Origin of the sequence: Pseudomonas sp. BMW13 (assembly GCF_013357275.1) — a bacterium.
In the GTDB taxonomy this organism is placed as follows: Bacteria; Pseudomonadota; Gammaproteobacteria; order Pseudomonadales; family Pseudomonadaceae; genus Aquipseudomonas; species Aquipseudomonas khazarica.
Window position 1 is genome coordinate 70,267 of record NZ_SUKD01000020.1, and the last position, 15,852, is coordinate 86,118.

The 15,852-nt window shown below is 64.0% G+C and carries 13 protein-coding genes; 11 read left to right on the plus strand and 2 right to left on the minus strand.

Going from position 1 to position 15,852, the window contains the following annotated elements; translation table 11 throughout:
* Positions 1-168 precede the first annotated feature (168 nt).
* From E4487_RS15775 to guaD, 6 genes are all read left to right on the plus strand, one after another.
* Positions 169-1,302, plus strand: a complete 1,134-nt coding sequence (locus E4487_RS15775) for an alkane 1-monooxygenase (RefSeq protein WP_150605672.1) — start codon at positions 169-171, stop codon at positions 1,300-1,302.
* Between the two features lie 338 nt (positions 1,303-1,640).
* Positions 1,641-3,095 carry a xanthine dehydrogenase small subunit gene (gene xdhA, locus E4487_RS15780; protein WP_175253815.1) on the plus strand — a complete coding sequence of 485 codons (1,455 nt, stop codon included), beginning with the start codon at positions 1,641-1,643 and terminating at the stop codon, positions 3,093-3,095.
* A 62-nt stretch (positions 3,096-3,157) separates the two neighbouring features.
* Positions 3,158-5,554: a xanthine dehydrogenase molybdopterin binding subunit gene (xdhB, locus tag E4487_RS15785; RefSeq protein ID WP_175253816.1), complete on the plus strand. Its 2,397-nt coding sequence runs from the start codon at positions 3,158-3,160 to the stop codon at positions 5,552-5,554.
* Positions 5,555-5,655: 101 nt separating this feature from the next.
* Complete coding sequence (locus E4487_RS24575) at positions 5,656-5,787, plus strand: hypothetical protein (RefSeq protein ID WP_256662971.1); 132 nt, start codon at positions 5,656-5,658, stop codon at positions 5,785-5,787.
* Complete coding sequence (gene xdhC, locus E4487_RS15790; RefSeq protein WP_047588650.1) at positions 5,784-6,629, plus strand: xanthine dehydrogenase accessory protein XdhC; 846 nt, start codon at positions 5,784-5,786, stop codon at positions 6,627-6,629. The genes E4487_RS24575 and xdhC overlap by 4 nt, the downstream gene beginning before the upstream one ends.
* Positions 6,630-6,788: 159 nt before the next feature.
* Positions 6,789-8,093, plus strand: a complete 1,305-nt coding sequence (guaD, locus tag E4487_RS15795; protein WP_175253817.1) for a guanine deaminase — start codon at positions 6,789-6,791, stop codon at positions 8,091-8,093.
* Positions 8,094-8,371: 278 nt separating this feature from the next.
* Here the strand turns inward: guaD and E4487_RS15800 are convergent, their stop codons facing one another.
* Positions 8,372-9,139: a GntR family transcriptional regulator gene (locus tag E4487_RS15800; RefSeq protein WP_003243324.1), complete on the minus strand. Its 768-nt coding sequence runs from the start codon at positions 9,137-9,139 to the stop codon at positions 8,372-8,374.
* A gap of 589 nt (positions 9,140-9,728) precedes the next feature.
* On the opposite strand from E4487_RS15800, the gene E4487_RS15805 reads away from it, so the two are divergent.
* A complete protein-coding gene (locus tag E4487_RS15805) occupies positions 9,729-11,069 on the plus strand; it encodes an NCS2 family permease (RefSeq protein WP_037050561.1) in 1,341 nt (446 codons plus the stop codon).
* Positions 11,070-11,649: 580 nt separating this feature from the next.
* On the opposite strand, the gene uraH is transcribed toward E4487_RS15805, so the two are convergent.
* The gene (gene uraH / locus E4487_RS15810; protein WP_003460854.1) at positions 11,650-12,003 is read right to left on the minus strand and encodes a hydroxyisourate hydrolase; all 354 of its coding nucleotides are present in this window, start codon (positions 12,001-12,003) and stop codon (positions 11,650-11,652) included.
* Positions 12,004-12,404: 401 nt separating this feature from the next.
* Here uraH and puuE point away from each other — a divergent pair, with 401 nt between their 5' ends.
* From puuE to E4487_RS15830, 4 genes are read left to right on the plus strand one after another with little or no spacing between them, the layout of a single operon-like run.
* Entirely contained in the window at positions 12,405-13,331 is a 927-nt protein-coding gene (gene puuE / locus E4487_RS15815; RefSeq protein ID WP_175253818.1) for an allantoinase PuuE, read from the plus strand.
* 11 nt (positions 13,332-13,342) lie between these two features.
* Positions 13,343-13,858: a 2-oxo-4-hydroxy-4-carboxy-5-ureidoimidazoline decarboxylase gene (gene uraD / locus E4487_RS15820; RefSeq protein WP_047588638.1), complete on the plus strand. Its 516-nt coding sequence runs from the start codon at positions 13,343-13,345 to the stop codon at positions 13,856-13,858.
* Between the two features lie 41 nt (positions 13,859-13,899).
* Positions 13,900-14,403 carry an ureidoglycolate lyase gene (locus E4487_RS15825; RefSeq protein WP_037050551.1) on the plus strand — a complete coding sequence of 168 codons (504 nt, stop codon included), beginning with the start codon at positions 13,900-13,902 and terminating at the stop codon, positions 14,401-14,403.
* Positions 14,404-14,450: 47 nt separating this feature from the next.
* Positions 14,451-15,746: a urate hydroxylase PuuD gene (locus E4487_RS15830; protein WP_175253819.1), complete on the plus strand. Its 1,296-nt coding sequence runs from the start codon at positions 14,451-14,453 to the stop codon at positions 15,744-15,746.
* Positions 15,747-15,852: the final 106 nt, after the last annotated feature.

Sequence of the window (15,852 nt, forward strand, 5' to 3'; positions counted from 1 at the left end):
CGGAAGCAAGAAAATCTGGCGGCGAGTGTAACACAGGGTGTTACCGGGCCAAGCGTCCGCGGCATGTGCTTTCCGTTCTAAAGGTCGGCCATGAAGCCATGGTCACAAAAACTGATTGTCCTACAATCCTACATGTCAGCTCATAACAACAATCAGACGGAGACCGGCATGTTCGAAAGACTTCCCTCGCACTGGATGCTCGCCCTGAAGAAGGTCGGCTACTGGATCTGGCTGATCCCGGTGCTCGGCATCCCCCTCAGCTACCACTGGTCGCTGGGCAGCGCTCATGCCGACGCCTGGGCCTGGCTGGTGATCACGGTGGTGTTCGGCGTGATTCCGCTGCTCGACTTCGTCGTGGGCCGCGACCCGGCCAACCCGGACGAGCGCGACCAGGTACCAGCCCTGGAAGCCCAGGGCTACTATCGCCTGCTGAGCCTGGCGACGGTGCCGCTGCTGCTGGCGATGCTGGTCTGGAGCGCCTGGATATTCGTCAGTTACGCGGGCTGGAGCTGGGTCGGCCAGCTCGGCTGGGTACTCTCGGTGGGCACGGTGATGGGCGCCATCGGCATCACTGTCTCGCACGAGCTGATTCACAAGGATGCGGCGCTGGAACAGAACGCCGGCGGCCTGCTGCTGGCAGCGGTGTGCTACGCCGGCTTCAAGGTGGAGCACGTGCGTGGCCACCATGTGCATGTCTCGACGCCGGAAGACGCCTCGTCCTCGCGGTTTGGCCAGAGCCTGTACGCCTTCCTGCCACATGCCTACAAGCACAACTTCCTCAATGCCTGGAGGCTGGAGGCCGAGCGCCTCCAGCGCCGTGGCCTGCCTGCCCTGCACTGGCGCAACGAGCTGATCTGGTGGTACGCCATCAGTGCGCTGCTGTTGCTCGGTTTCAGCCTGGCCTTCGGCTGGCTGGGCGCACTGTTCTTCCTGGGCCAGGCGCTGATGGCCTTCACCCTGCTGGAGATCGTCAACTACGTCGAACACTACGGCCTGCACCGGCGCAAACTGGACAACGGCCGCTACGAGCGCACCACGCCGCATCACTCGTGGAACAGCAACTTCCTGCTGACCAACCTGTTCCTCTTCCACCTGCAGCGCCACTCCGACCACCACGCCTACGCCAAGCGGCGCTACCAGGTACTGCGCCATTTCGACGACAGCCCGCAACTCCCCAACGGCTATGCCGGAATGATCGTGCTCGCCCTCTTTCCGCCACTGTGGCGCGCAATCATGGACCCCAAGGTGCGCGCCTACTACGCCGGCGAGGAACACCAGCTGAGCGAATCGCAGCTGACCTGAGCATCGCTCGCCCCAGCCAGCCCCGGCCGCACAAGCGCCCGGGGCTGTTTTGCTGCACCGCACGCCATGCGCGCAACCCTATCCGCACTCACCCTACGGCCCCTCTCCAGGCCCCGTGCCAGCGCCCTTCACTGGCATGAAAGTCGCTACGCTTTCTGCATCAGCCGCTCATAACCGAAACGCATGACAAACAGCTGACCGCCAGGTCAAATATTTGTTGACCCAAAAGTCAGAAATCTCTAGATTGCCCCTATTGGCAACCGCGCCAGCGCCTTGCGACGCGTGCATTTCACTGGCGGCCAACCGATTCATAACAATAAAGTGCCTGGAGGTCGTCCTTGATCCAGTTTTTACTCAACCGGGAGCTGCGTACCGAGCATGCCCTGGACCCCAACGTCACCGTGCTCAACTACCTGCGTGAACACGTCGGCAAGACCGGAACCAAGGAAGGCTGCGCCTCCGGCGACTGTGGCGCCTGCACCGTGGTGGTCGGCGAACTGATCGGGGAGCGCGTGCGCTACCGCACGCTCAACTCCTGCCTGACCTTCGTCTCCAGCCTGCACGGCAAGCAACTGATCACCGTCGAAGACCTCAAGCACGAGGGCAAGCTGCACAGCGTGCAGCAGGCGATGGTCGACTGCCACGGTTCGCAGTGCGGTTTCTGCACCCCCGGTTTCATCATGTCGCTGTTCGCCCTGCAGAAGAACCAGGCCGCGTCAGGCGCCAGCGGCTACGACAAGGGCGCTACGCTGGAGGCCCTGGCCGGCAACCTGTGCCGCTGCACCGGCTACCGCCCGATCATCGACGCCGCCGAGCAGGCCTGCTGCCAGAAGCAACCGGACCAGTTCGATGCCTTCGAGAGCGACACCGTCGCCCAGCTCAAGGCCATCACCCCACGTGAAACCGCCGAACTCAACAGTGGCGACAAGCGCTGCCTGGTACCGCTGACCGTGGCCGACCTGGCCGACCTCTATACCGCCAACCCCGAAGCGCGCCTGCTGGCTGGCGGCACCGACCTGGCCCTGGAAGTCACCCAGTTCCACCGTGAACTGCCGGTGATGATCTACGTCGGCCATATCGAAGACATGAAGCGCATCGAAGTGACCGACAGTGCCATCGAGATCGGCGCCGCCGCCGCGCTGTCCGACTGCTACGCAGCGCTGTCGCACGAATACCCGGACTTCGGCGAGCTGCTGCACCGCTTCGCCTCGCTGCAGATCCGCAACCAGGGCACCCTGGGCGGCAACATCGGCAACGCCTCGCCCATCGGCGACGCCCCGCCGCTGCTGATCGCCCTGGGTGCGCAGATTGCCCTGCGCCAGGGCAACAACCGGCGCATCCTGCCGCTGCAGGAGTACTTCCTCGACTACAAGGTGACCGCTCGCCAGGAAGCCGAGTTCATCGAGAAGATCATCGTGCCACGCAAGCAGGCGAACCAGGCGTTCCGCGCCTACAAGGTGTCCAAGCGCCTCGACGACGACATCTCCGCCGTCTGCGCGGCGTTCAGCCTGACCCTCGTCGACGGCGTGGTGAGCGAAGCGCGCATCGCCTTCGGCGGCATGGCCGCCATCCCCAAACGCGCCAGCGCCTGCGAAGCGGCCCTGGTCGGCTCGGCCTGGTATCCAGGCGTGATCGAACGCGCCTGCGAGGCGCTGAGTGAAGACTTCACCCCGCTGTCGGATTTCCGCGCCAGCAAGGAATACCGCCTGCTCACTGCCCAGAACCTGCTGCGCAAGTTCTTCCTGGAACAGCAGTCACCCGAGATCGAAACCCGGGTTACCGCTTACGCGTAAGCGTGCAGTGAATTGATCCGCCGCCGGCCCGTCCGGCGGCATGCGAAGTTTTGGAGGCGAAGATGTCCAGTCATATCGAACACAAATCCCAGGAAGAGCTGGCCGCACTGTTTCGCGCCGGCATGACCAGCGGCGTGGGCCGCAGCGTCAAGCACGAGAGTGCGGACAAGCACGTATCCGGCGAAGCGGTCTATGTCGACGACCGCCTGGAATTCCCCAACCAGCTGCACGTCTACGCGCGCCAGTCCGACCGCGCCCATGCGCGCATCGTGCGCATCGACACCCGCCCCTGCTACGAGATTCCGGGCGTGGCCATCGCCATCACCAAGGATGACGTACCGGGCCAGCTGGATATCGGCCCGGTGGTCGCCGGCGACCCGCTGCTGGCCGACGGCAAGGTCGAGTACGTCGGCCAGGTGGTCCTGGCAGTGGCCGCCGACAGCCTGGAAACCGCGCGCAAGGCGGCCATGGCCGCGATCGTCGAGTACGAGGACCTGGAGCCGATGCTCGACGTGGTCGAGGCCTACCGCAAGCAGCACTTCGTCCTAGCCAGCCACACCCACCGCATCGGCGACTCGGCTGCCCAGCTGGCCAGCGCCCCGCGTCGCCTACAGGGCACGCTGCACATCGGCGGCCAGGAGCACTTCTACCTGGAAACGCAGATTTCCTCGGTCATGCCCACCGAGGATGGCGGCATGCTGGTCTACACCTCGACGCAGAACCCCACCGAGGTGCAGAAGCTGGTCGCCGAGGTGCTCGGCGTGCCGATGAACAAGATCGTCATCGACATGCGTCGCATGGGGGGCGGTTTCGGCGGCAAGGAAACCCAGGCCGCGGGCCCCGCCTGCCTGTGCGCGGTGATCGCGCACCTCACCGGCCGGCCGACCAAGATGCGCCTGCCGCGCATGGAAGACATGAGCATGACCGGCAAGCGCCACCCCTTCTATGTCGAGTACGACGTCGGCTTCGATGACGACGGCCTGCTGCACGGCATCGAGATGGACCTGGCCGGCAACTGCGGCTACTCGCCGGACCTGTCCGGTTCCATCGTCGACCGCGCCATGTTCCACTCGGACAACGCCTACTTCCTGGGCAACGCCACCATCAACGGTCATCGCTGCAAGACCAACACCGCCTCGAACACCGCCTATCGCGGCTTCGGCGGCCCGCAGGGCATGGTCGCCATCGAGGAAGTGATGGACGCCGTCGCCCGCAGCCTGGGCAAGGACCCGCTGGAAGTGCGCAAGCGCAACTACTACGGCAAGACCGAGCGCAACGTCACCCACTACCACCAGACCGTCGAGCACAACGTCATCCACGAGATGACCGCCGAGCTGGAGGCAAGCTGCGAGTACGCCAAACGCCGCGAGGAAATCCGCGCCTTCAACGCCAGGAGCCCGGTGCTGAAGAAAGGCCTGGCCATGACCCCGGTGAAGTTCGGCATCAGCTTCACGGCCACCTTCCTCAACCAGGCCGGCGCGCTGATCCACATCTACACCGACGGCTCGATCCACCTGAACCACGGCGGCACCGAGATGGGCCAGGGCCTGAACACCAAGGTCGCACAGGTCGTGGCCGAGGTCTTTCAGGTCGATATCGAGCGCATCCAGATCACCGCCACCAACACCGACAAGGTGCCCAACACCTCGCCCACCGCAGCCTCCAGCGGTGCCGACCTCAACGGCATGGCGGCGAAGAACGCCGCCGAGACCATCAAGCAGCGCCTGGTGGACTTCCTGGTGCGCGACTACAAGGTCACGCCGGAAGACATCGAGTTCCGCAATGGCCAGGTACGGGTGCGCGATCACTTCCTGTCGTTCGAGGAAATGATCCAGAAGGCCTACTTCGGCCAGGTATCGCTGTCCTCGACCGGCTTCTACCGCACGCCGAAGATCTACTACGACCGCGACAAGGCTGCCGGCCGCCCCTTCTACTACTACGCCTACGGCGTGGCCTGCGTGGAGGTGCTGGTGGACACCCTGACCGGCGAATACCGCATGCTGCGTGGCGACATCCTGCATGACGTCGGCGACTCGCTGAACCCGGCCATCGACATCGGCCAGGTCGAGGGTGCCTTCGTCCAGGGCATGGGCTGGCTGACCTGCGAGGAGCTGGTGTGGAACGCCAAGGGCAAGCTGATGACCAACGGCCCGGCCAGCTACAAGATCCCGGCCATCGCCGACATGCCCATCGATCTGCGCGTGAAGCTGGTGGAGAACCGCAAGAACCCGGAAGACACCGTGTTCCATTCCAAGGCCGTCGGCGAGCCGCCGTTCATGCTCGGCATCGCGGCCTGGTGCGCCCTGAAGGACGCAGTGGCCAGCCTGGCCGACTACCAGGTGCAACCGCAGATCGACGCCCCGGCCACGCCCGAGCGCGTGCTCTGGGGGGTGGAGCAGATGCGCAAGCTGAAGGCTCAGGCCAAGGCGGCCAGTGCCACCGAGACCGAGCCGGCCTGACCTGTAGGAGCCAGCTTGCTGGCGATCCGCACCTCAGGATCGCCGGCAAGCCGGCTCCTACGACAAGTGCTTCAATCGAAAAACGCAACAGGTGTACAACAATGACAAGACACACCGAGCCGAACAATCCACCCGCGCGCCCGGCACCGGAGCCGATTCTCGAGCCGTCGCCGAGCAACTGGCGCCTGCCGCGCCCGGGACAGACCACGCCTTCCTGGAGGCTGAGCAAATGAGCTGGATCAGTGCCCTCGCCGACCTGCAAGACAAGGGCGAAGCCTGCGTGCTGGTGACCATCATCGAGGAGCGCGGCTCGACCCCGCGCAACGCCGGCTCGAAGATGGTGGTCACCGCCGAGCGCATCTTCGAAACCATCGGTGGCGGCCACCTGGAGTACAAGGCCATGCAGATGGCCCGTGAAATGCTCGAGAGCCGCAGCCAGGACACCCGCCTGGAGCGCTTTTCCCTCGGCGCCAGCCTCGGCCAGTGCTGCGGCGGCGCCACCGTGCTGCTGTTCGAGCCCATGGGCCAGCCCCAGGCGCAGATCGCCGTGTTCGGCGCCGGCCATGTCGGCCGTGCACTGGTGCCGCTGCTGGCCAGCCTGCCGTGCAAGGTGCGCTGGATCGACTCGCGGGAGAACGAGTTCCCCGAGCAGATCCCGGCCAACGTGCAGAAGATCGTCAACGACGAGGTGGTCGACGAGGTGGAGAACATGCCGCCCGGCAGCTACTACATCGTCATGACCCACAACCATCAGCTCGACCTGGAGCTGACCGCGGCGATCCTGCAACGCGGCGACTTCGCCTACTACGGCCTGATCGGCTCCCGCACCAAGCGCGTCAAGTTCGAGCACCGCCTGCGCGAGCGCGGCTTCGAGGAGCCGCTCATGGCACGCATGCGCTGCCCGATGGGTCTGCCCGAGGTGAAGGGCAAGTTGCCGGTGGAGATCGCCGTGTCCATCGCCGGCGAGGTGATCGCCACCTACAACGCCCTGTTTGGTGAAAAGACAGCCGGCCAGGAGGTCAAGAAAGGCGAATCCAGCGTGGCCAGGCTGTTGCCGGCGTCGCGCCGCTCCTGATTGCCCCGATTTTCCGGTGCGCAAGGCGCACCCCAGCCACAACGCTGTTCACCTGGGGACGCATGAGTTCTACTCGCCTCCCCGCCGGCAGACGCGACGACCGCTCGCGCTCGCCCCGTGGCCAGCGCATAGCATTGATCAACCCATGAGATTCGAACGATGAGCAATACCGTCAAAGCCTACCGCGCCGCCATCCTGCACAGCCTGGCCGACCCGGCCGTGGTCGGCGTGGAACAGTCCTATCAGTACTTCGAGGACGGCATCCTGCTGATCGAGAATGGCAAGGTCGCCCAGGTTGGCGCTGCCGCCGAGCTGCTGCCGAAACTGGCCGGTGTCGAGGTACAGCACTACCGCGATGCGCTGATCACCCCCGGCTTCATCGACACCCACATCCACTACCCGCAGACCGGCATGATCGCCTCCTACGGCGAGCAGCTGCTGGACTGGCTCGAGACCTACACCTTCCCCACCGAGCAGCAGTTCGCCGACAAGGCCCACGCCAGCGACGTGGCGGCGATCTTCCTCAAGGAGCTGCTGCGCAACGGCACCACCACCGCCCTGGTGTTCGGCAGCGTGCACCCGCAGTCGGTGGACGCCTTCTTCGAGCAAGCCGACAAGCTCAACCTGCGCATGATCGCCGGCAAGGTGCTGATGGATCGCAACGCCCCGGACTACCTGACCGATACCGCAGAAACCGGCTATGCCGAGAGCAAGGCGCTGATCGAACGCTGGCACGGCAAGGGCCGCCTGCACTACGCCGTCACCCCGCGCTTCGCCCCGACCAGCACGCCGGAGCAGCTGGAGCTGGCCGGCAAGCTGCTCGGCGAGTACCCGGACCTGTACATGCACACCCACCTGTCCGAGAACCGCAAGGAGATCGAGTGGGTCAAGGCGCTGTTCCCCGAGCGCAAGGGTTACCTGGACGTCTACGACCACCACAGGCTGATCGGCCCGCGCGCCGTGTTCGCCCATGGCGTGCACCTGTGCGACGAGGAGTGCCGGCGCCTGGCCGAAACCGGCTCGGCAGTGGCCTTCTGCCCGACCTCCAACCTGTTCCTGGGCAGCGGCCTGTTCGACCTGAACAAGCTGGAAGCACACGGCGTCCGCGTCGGCCTGGGTACGGACGTCGGCGCCGGCACCAGCTTCAGCCAGCTGCAGTCGCTGAACGAGGCGTACAAGGTGATGCAGCTGCAAGGCAAGAAGCTCGACCCCTTCAAGTCGCTGTACCTGGCCACCCTGGGCGGCGCCAACGCGCTGTACCTGGACGACAAGCTGGGCAACTTCCTGCCGGGCAAGGATGCCGACTTCCTGGTGCTGGACTACAACGCCACGCCACTGATCAGCTACCGCATGCAGCAGGCCAGGAGCCTGGAAGAGCGCCTGTTCGCCCTGACCATGCTCGGTGACGATCGCGCCGTGAAGGAAACCTTCGCCGCCGGCGTATCGGTGCACCAGCGCAGCTGAGGCCGGCACCCGAGCGTTTTCGTCGCAGCGGATCCATCCGCGATCAGGCTGCCGGCAATGCGCGGCGGCATCGCGAATGGATTCGTGCCGACAGCGTGGCGCGAGATGTTCACCACGCGACGCGATCGCAGGAGAGCCTGCTTGCCGGCGATCAGCTCAGCCGCGCATCGCTGGCCTGCCAGCGCCTGCACACATGTGCCTCGGTCCAGCCACGCCGCCCCGACAAAAAAGCCCCGATGCGCGAACATCGGGGCTTTTTTCGTATCCAGCGCATCCAATCAGCGGTTGGCCGCGCTCCGCCCAGGCTTCTTCTTGGTCTGCAGCAGGTGCGAGAACACTGCGTGCAGGTCATCCGAGGCGCTTTCCTCGTCCAGGTTCAGCTTGCTGTCGATATGGTCCATGTGGTGCATCATCAGGTGCACCGCACGCTCGGCATCGCGTGCCTCGATGGCGTCGATCAGCTGGTTGTGCTCATCGTACGAGCAATGCGAGCGGCTGCCGCTTTCGTACTGGGCGATGATCAGCGAGGTCTGCGATACCAGGCTGCGCTGGAAGCTCACCAGCGGCGCGTTACGCGCGGCCTCGGCCAGCTTCAGGTGGAACTCGCCGGACAGGCGGATGCCGGCGCCACGGTCACCTCGGGAGAAGCTGTCCTGCTCGTCCTTGACCATCTGCCGCAGCTCGGCGAGCTGCTCTGCCGTGGCATGCTCGACGGCCAGCTCGGTGATCGCGCGCTCCACCAGTCGGCGTGCGTAGAAGATCTGCCGGGCTTCCTCGACGCTGGGGCTGGCCACTACCGCACCGCGATTCGGCCGCAGCAGCACCACCCCTTCATGGGCCAGACGCGACAGGGCACGGCGAATGATGGTGCGACTGACACCGAAGATCTCGCCCAGGGCCTCTTCGCTCAGCTTGGTACCTGGCGCCAGGCGCTGCTCGAGAATGGCATCGAAGATATGGGCATATACGACATCGTCCTGAGTCCCGCTACGGCTGCTCTTGCCCGCACGCGGCTGCTTCTTCAGTGGCTGCAATTGATCGTTCATTCTGGCTCGCGTCAATGAGAGTCGGCGACACTGCGACTCTACTGTGTTCTACCCGGTAGCTGACAAGCTCCGAGCGAAAAAACATCAGAAAAATATTCGGCCAATTGTACACAACTCAACCAGCCACCACACCTGTCGTCGTATGACGTCCTCCCTGAGAGGTCAGCCGACAGGCGAGAAAACCGAGCGCGCCTTCAAACTCTTTCCTTATATGCACGCCACCCTTCAGGTCGTTACCGGATAAGGCCGAGCCGATCGCTCCTGGCATGCCCTCCCGAGACCAGGACGAGCTGCTGCGCGGATCACCCATCTATCTGTTTTAAAAGAGCTTTTACCAACAGGCAGGCGATTGTCGCCAAATCCACCCGCTGAATCCTGGAGATCGGCGAATGGTGCGATTCATGCAACATTAAAAACATTAATTGCATTTTTTGTATACAACAGCATAATCGCGCCTGAGTGACTTCTTGACCGCTCGGTCAACAACTTAGCCAGGAAGCACCGCCGAGAACACCGCCTGCCTCAGAGAGCATTGTCCTTGCGCAACGCTCTGGGCGGTACACAACAAGAGAGATGAGGAGTACCCGCTGTGGAAAGCGTCAAACAAGAACAACACGCGACTCAACTGGCAAGAGGTGGCCTGCTCGACCGCTTCTTCAAACTGACCGAGCACCGCACCACCATCAAGACCGAACTGATCGCTGGTGTGACCACCTTCGTCACCATGGCCTACATCATCTTCGTCAACCCCAACATCATGGCCAGCGCCGGCATCGACCACGGGGCCGCCTTCGTCGCCACCTGCATCGGCGCGGCGCTGGGCTGCTTCCTGATGGGGCTGTACGCCAACTGGCCTGTCGGCCTGGCACCCGGCATGGGCCTGAACGCCTTCTTCACCTATACCGTCGTCGGCGAGATGGGTTACAGCTGGCAGATCGCCCTGGGCGCGGTATTCATCTCCGGCGTGCTGTTCATGATCATGAGCCTGTCGAAGATCCGCGAGTGGCTGCTCAACAGCATCCCGATGAGCCTGCGCTTCGCCATGGGCGCCGGGGTCGGCCTGTTCCTCGGCCTGATCGGCCTGAAGACCGCCGGCATCGTCGTCGACAGCCCGGCCACGCTGCTGACCATGGGCTCGTTCGGCAACCCGTCGGCGCTGCTCGCCGCCGTGTGCTTCCTGCTGATCGCCGTGCTCAGCCACCGCAACGTGTTCGGCGCCATCCTCTTCAGCATGCTCGGCGTCACCGCCCTGGGCTGGGCCCTGGGCCTGGTCGAGTACGGCGGCCTGGTGTCGATGCCACCGAGCCTGGCTCCGACCTTCCTGGCCATGGACATCGCCGGCGCGTTCAACGTGGCGATGATCAGCGTGATCCTCGCGTTCCTCTTCGTGAACATGTTCGACACCGCCGGCACGCTGATGGGCGTGGCGCATCGCGCCAACCTGGTGGATGAGGACGGCAAGATCCAGAACCTGTCCAAGGCCCTGAAAGCCGACTCCACCTCCAGCGTGATCGGCGCCATGGTCGGCTGCCCGCCGGTGACCAGCTACGTGGAGAGCGCTTCCGGGGTCGCCGCCGGTGGCCGCACCGGCCTGACCGCCATGACCGTCGGCATCCTCTTCCTCGCCGCGATGTTCTTCGCCCCGCTGGCCGGCATGATCCCTGCCTACGCCACCGCCGGCGCGCTGATCTACGTGGCGATGCTGATGATGAGCGGCATGGCGCACATCGACTGGAAGGACCATACCGACACCATCCCCGCCATCGTCACCGTGGTGATGATGCCGCTGACCTTCTCCATCGCCAACGGCATCGCCCTGGGCTTCCTCACCTACGCCACGCTGAAGCTGCTGACCGGCCAGCGCGAGAAGGTGTCGCTGAGCCTGTACGTGCTGTGCGTGATCTTCATCGCCAAGTTCGCCTTCCTCTGAACGCAGACGTTCCGCGCTGATCGCAGCCCCGGCCTCGTGCCGGGGTTTTCCGTTTGGCCCGGCAGCGACGGGCGGATGTGCAATCCGCAAGCAGGTTGCCGGCCCCGGATTTCATCCGGGCTACGGGCCTGTGCATTCAGGGTTGCACAGGTTTGGCTCCCCTCTCCCATTCATGGGAGAGGGGCTGGGGGAGAGGGCTGAAAATGCCGCAAAACGGCCAGTTTCCCCCTCTCCAAACGCGGCCCGCCCTAACCCTCTCCCCAAAGGGGCGAGGGGACTGATCGTGTCCGACCACTTCTTATGTGAACAGCATTACGGCCCTGTACTGGTTTTTTCGTTTGTCTCAGCAACGGCAGGCACGCCGCCAGCCCAGACCCGGCTTTCATCCGGAGCATGCGCCGAAGATCGGCTCGGCAGGGTGCTCCCCCACACCAATCGAAATAGACGCGCCATCGATGGGCCGTGATGATGGCCCCGAAATGCGGGCAAAAAAAAAGCCCGCAGTGTGAGCGGGCGTAAGGACTCAAACGAGTCTGAGGGTGACAAGCATTCGTCCGACAGGCAGTGGCCTGCCGGTCAGTCAGCTACCGCGATAGGTGGAGTAGCTGTAGGGGGAAATCAGCAGCGGCACGTGGTAGTGCTCCTGGCCGGCATCGATGCCGAAGCGCAGCACGACCACGTCGAGGAAGGCCGTGTCCGGCAGCTTCACGCCACGTGCGCGGTAGTAGTCACCGGCATGGAAGTGCAGTTGATAGACGCCCGTGCGGTAGTCATCGCCCTGCAGCACCGGCGCATCGCAGCGGCCATCGTGATTGGTGGTAACGCTGTTGATCAGCTCCAGCTGCGCGCCTTCGACGCGGTACAGCTCGACCTTGATGTCACTCCCTGGGCAACCGTGCGCGGCGTCCAGTACATGCGTAGTCAAACGTCCCATGGGTCTCGGATGCCCGTTGCGCCCAGCGCCAGACGGACACCACACCTCCTCTGCTCTGTTGAAATCGGTTCGTCGCAATGCTCCGACGCATCGGCAGGATAGCATGCAGGCAGAATATACAACACTTTCACAGACAAATTGTACACAATAATTAGCTCGCCGCTTTCTGCCATGCACCAAACAGGTTCATGACGAAGCCTGTTGCGATGCACGCTTGGCGCCGCGTGAGCGGCTCGGAGCTGACCATCCGGGCAAATTTCCGGTTATGCCGCACGGCCGATAAAATAATGAAAAGTCGATTTACAAACGGCAATCTACTTTGTATACAATTAGCCATCCCGGTCGCGTAACCCTGAAGCCAGGCACGCAGTGACCGCAACGCTCCATACAGGAAGACTGCAGTGAACGCTGATTACCCACGCGATCTGATCGGCTACGGCGCCAACCCGCCCCACCCGCACTGGCCGGGCGACGCCCGTATCGCCCTGTCCTTCGTGCTCAACTACGAAGAGGGTGGCGAGCGCAACATTCTTCATGGGGACAAGGAGTCCGAGTCCTTCCTCTCCGAGATGGTCGCCGCCCAGCCGCTGCAGGGCCAGCGCAACCTGTGCATGGAGTCGCTCTACGAGTACGGCAGCCGCGCCGGGGTCTGGCGCCTGCTCGAGCTGTTCCGCAAGCACGACATTCCGCTGACCGTCTTCGCCGTGGCCATGGCCGCCCAGCGTCACCCTGAGGTGATCAAGCAGATGGTCGCCGCCGGCCATGAAATCTGCAGCCATGGCTATCGCTGGATCGACTACCAGAACATGGACGAAGCCGGCGAGCGCGAGCACATGCTCGAGGCCATCCGCATCCTCACCGAGCTGACCGGCGAACGCCCGCTGGGCTGGTACACCGGCCGCCTGGGCCCGAACACCCGGCGCATCGTGCGTGAAGAGGGTGGCTTCCTCTACGACTCCGACACCTACGACGACGACCTGCCCTACTGGGACCCGGCCAGTACCATGGAGAAGCCGCACCTGGTGATTCCCTACACCCTGGACACCAATGACATGCGCTTCACCCAGGTGCAGGGCTTCAACAAGGGCGACGACTTCTTCGAATACCTCAAGGACGCCTTCGACGTGCTCTACGCCGAGGGCGAAGCCGGCGCGCCGAAGATGCTGTCGATCGGCATGCATTGCCGCCTGCTCGGCCGACCGGCCCGCCTGGCGTCGCTGGCCCGCTTCATCGAATACGTGAAGCGCCATGACAAGGTCTGGTGTGCCCGCCGTGTCGACATCGCCAGGCACTGGCACGCCACCCATCCCTTCCGCGCGACCGAATGAGAGAGCCGCCCATGAGCCGTTTCCAGACCCTGACCCCTTCCCAGCTGAGCCGTGACGCGTTCGTCGCGGCCTTCGCCGACATCTACGAGCACTCGCCCTGGGTGGCCGAGAAGGCGTATGACCTTGGCCTGGACGACAGCGTCGACGACATCGACGGGCTGCAGCAGCGCATGGCCGACATCCTCCTGTCCGCCAGCGCGGATGCCCAGCTGGCCTTGATCAACGCGCACCCGGACCTGGCCGGCAAGGCCGCCGTGCGCGGCGAACTGACAGCCTCCAGCACCGCCGAGCAGTCCGGTGCCGGCATCCACGAATGCACCGCCGAGGAGTTCGCCCGCTTCACCGAGCTCAACGACGCCTACAAGGCCAAGTTCGGCTTCCCCTTCATCAAGGCCGTCAAGGGCAGCAACCGCCACCAGATCCTGGCAGCCTTCGAAGAGCGCATTCACAACAGCCCGGAGCAGGAGTTCAGCACCGCCCTGGCCGAGATCAACAAGATCGCCCTATTCCGCCTGCAGCAGCTGTAAGGCGCTGCCCCCTTCAACCGAACAGAACAAGTAGAACAGCCATGCGTAGCCTGACCATCGAGCCCCTGAGCAAAGAAGCCTTCGCCCCTTTCGGTGACGTGATCGAAACCGAAGGCAGCGATTTCTTCATGATCAACAACGGCTCCACCCGCCGCTATCACAAGCTGGCCAGCGTGGAGACGGCACAGCCGGAGGACCAGGCCATCATCAGCATCTTCAGCGCCGAGGCGCTGCAGATGCCGCTGACCATCCGCATGCTGGAACGCCATCCGCTGGGCAGCCAGGCCTTCGTCCCGCTGCTCGGCAACCCCTTTCTGATCGTGGTCGCGCCAGTTGGCGATGTACCTGTATCAGGGTCCGTCCGTGCCTTCCTCAGCAATGGCAGGCAGGGCGTCAATTACCATCGCGGCGTCTGGCACCACCCGGTGCTGACGATCGAAAAGCGGGATGACTTCCTGGTGGTTGATCGCAGTGGTTCCGGCAACAACTGCGATGAGCATTTCTTCAATGAGGACGAGCTTCTTCTCCTCAACCCCCACCAATAAGAGAAGCCCGGGGCTGGCGTGTCTCCCCCGGGAAAGAGGTACAGATCGTGGAAGCACATTTCACCGAATGGCTAAACCTGGGCGTCCGCTGGATCCATATGATCACCGGCATCGCCTGGATCGGCGCATCCTTCTATTTCGTCTGGCTGGAGAACAACCTCAACCGTAGCAACCCACGCGAGGGCCTCTCGGGCGACCTCTGGGCGATCCACGGCGGCGGGATCTACCACCTGGAAAAATACAAGCTGGCCCCCCCGAAAATGCCGGAGAACCTGCACTGGTTCAAATGGGAGGCCTACTTCACCTGGCTGTCAGGCGTCGCCCTGCTGCTGGTGGTCTACTACCTCAACCCGAGCCTGTACCTGGTCAAGCCGGGTGTCGATCTGGCGCCAGCCGCCGCCATCGCCATCGGCCTCGGCTCCATGGCCGCCAGCTACCTGATCTATCACGTGCTCTGCGACTCGCCGCTGGGCAAGCGCCCGGCCCTGCTCGGCGCCGTGCTGTTCGTGCTGATCATCGCCGCGGCCTATGGCTTCAGCCAGATCTTCAGCGGTCGTGCCGCGTACATCCATGTCGGCGCCATCATCGGCACCATCATGGTCGGCAACGTGTTCTTCACCATCATGCCGGCCCAGCGCGCGCTGGTTAAGGCCATCGAAACCAACACCACCCCCGACCCGCTGCTGCCGGCCAAGGGCCTGCTGCGCTCGCGTCACAACAACTACTTCACCCTGCCGGTGCTGTTCATCATGATCAGCAACCATTTCCCGAGCACCTACGGCAGCCAGTACAACTGGCTGATCCTGGCGGGCATCGCGATCCTGGCCGTGCTGGTACGCCACTACTTCAACACCCGCCACGACAGCAGCAAGTATGTCTGGACCCTGCCGGCCGCAGCCCTGGGCATGATCTGCCTGGCCTATGTCACCTCCCCGGCGAACCGCGCTCCCGCTGCTGCCCCGGTGGCAGCCGTGGAACAGCCGGCAGCCAGCGAGACCCTGAGCAAGGTGGAAGAAGTTGCCAGCAGCCAGCCAGATGCCCAGGAAAACCCGACCCCGGCAACAGGTGGAGCGGCGACGGCTGCCGACTTCGGCAAGGTCGAGAGCGTGATCCATGAACGCTGCACCGTCTGCCATTCGGCCACCCCGAGCAGCCCGATGTTCAGCGCGGCGCCAGCCGGCCTGATGCTCGACACGCCCGAGCAGATGCAGGCTCAGGCCGCGAAGATCCACGCCCAGAGCGTTGCCTCGCAGATCATGCCGCTGGGCAACATCACCCAGATGACCCAGGACGAGCGCGACCTGATCGGCAACTGGATCGCCAAGGGCGCACCGACCAACTGATTGCCACACGTGCCGTGCCCGTGACTGGGCGCGGCATCTTTTTACGCCCCGGAACCGCCGGCAGCGCGAGCTGACCGGCGGTTGTTTTTTGTGCACAATCTATAAA

Coding starts and splice junctions, on each gene's coding strand:
- E4487_RS15775 (WP_150605672.1), top strand. CDS start 169: ATGTTCGAAAGACTTCCCTCGCACTGGATGCTCGCCCTGAAGAAGGTC.
- xdhB (WP_175253816.1), top strand. CDS start 3,158: ATGTCCAGTCATATCGAACACAAATCCCAGGAAGAGCTGGCCGCACTG.
- E4487_RS24575 (WP_256662971.1), top strand. CDS start 5,656: ATGACAAGACACACCGAGCCGAACAATCCACCCGCGCGCCCGGCACCG.
- xdhC (WP_047588650.1), top strand. CDS start 5,784: ATGAGCTGGATCAGTGCCCTCGCCGACCTGCAAGACAAGGGCGAAGCC.
- guaD (WP_175253817.1), top strand. CDS start 6,789: ATGAGCAATACCGTCAAAGCCTACCGCGCCGCCATCCTGCACAGCCTG.
- E4487_RS15800 (WP_003243324.1), bottom strand. CDS start 9,139: ATGAACGATCAATTGCAGCCACTGAAGAAGCAGCCGCGTGCGGGCAAG.
- uraH (WP_003460854.1), bottom strand. CDS start 12,003: ATGGGACGTTTGACTACGCATGTACTGGACGCCGCGCACGGTTGCCCA.
- uraD (WP_047588638.1), top strand. CDS start 13,343: ATGAGCCGTTTCCAGACCCTGACCCCTTCCCAGCTGAGCCGTGACGCG.
- E4487_RS15825 (WP_037050551.1), top strand. CDS start 13,900: ATGCGTAGCCTGACCATCGAGCCCCTGAGCAAAGAAGCCTTCGCCCCT.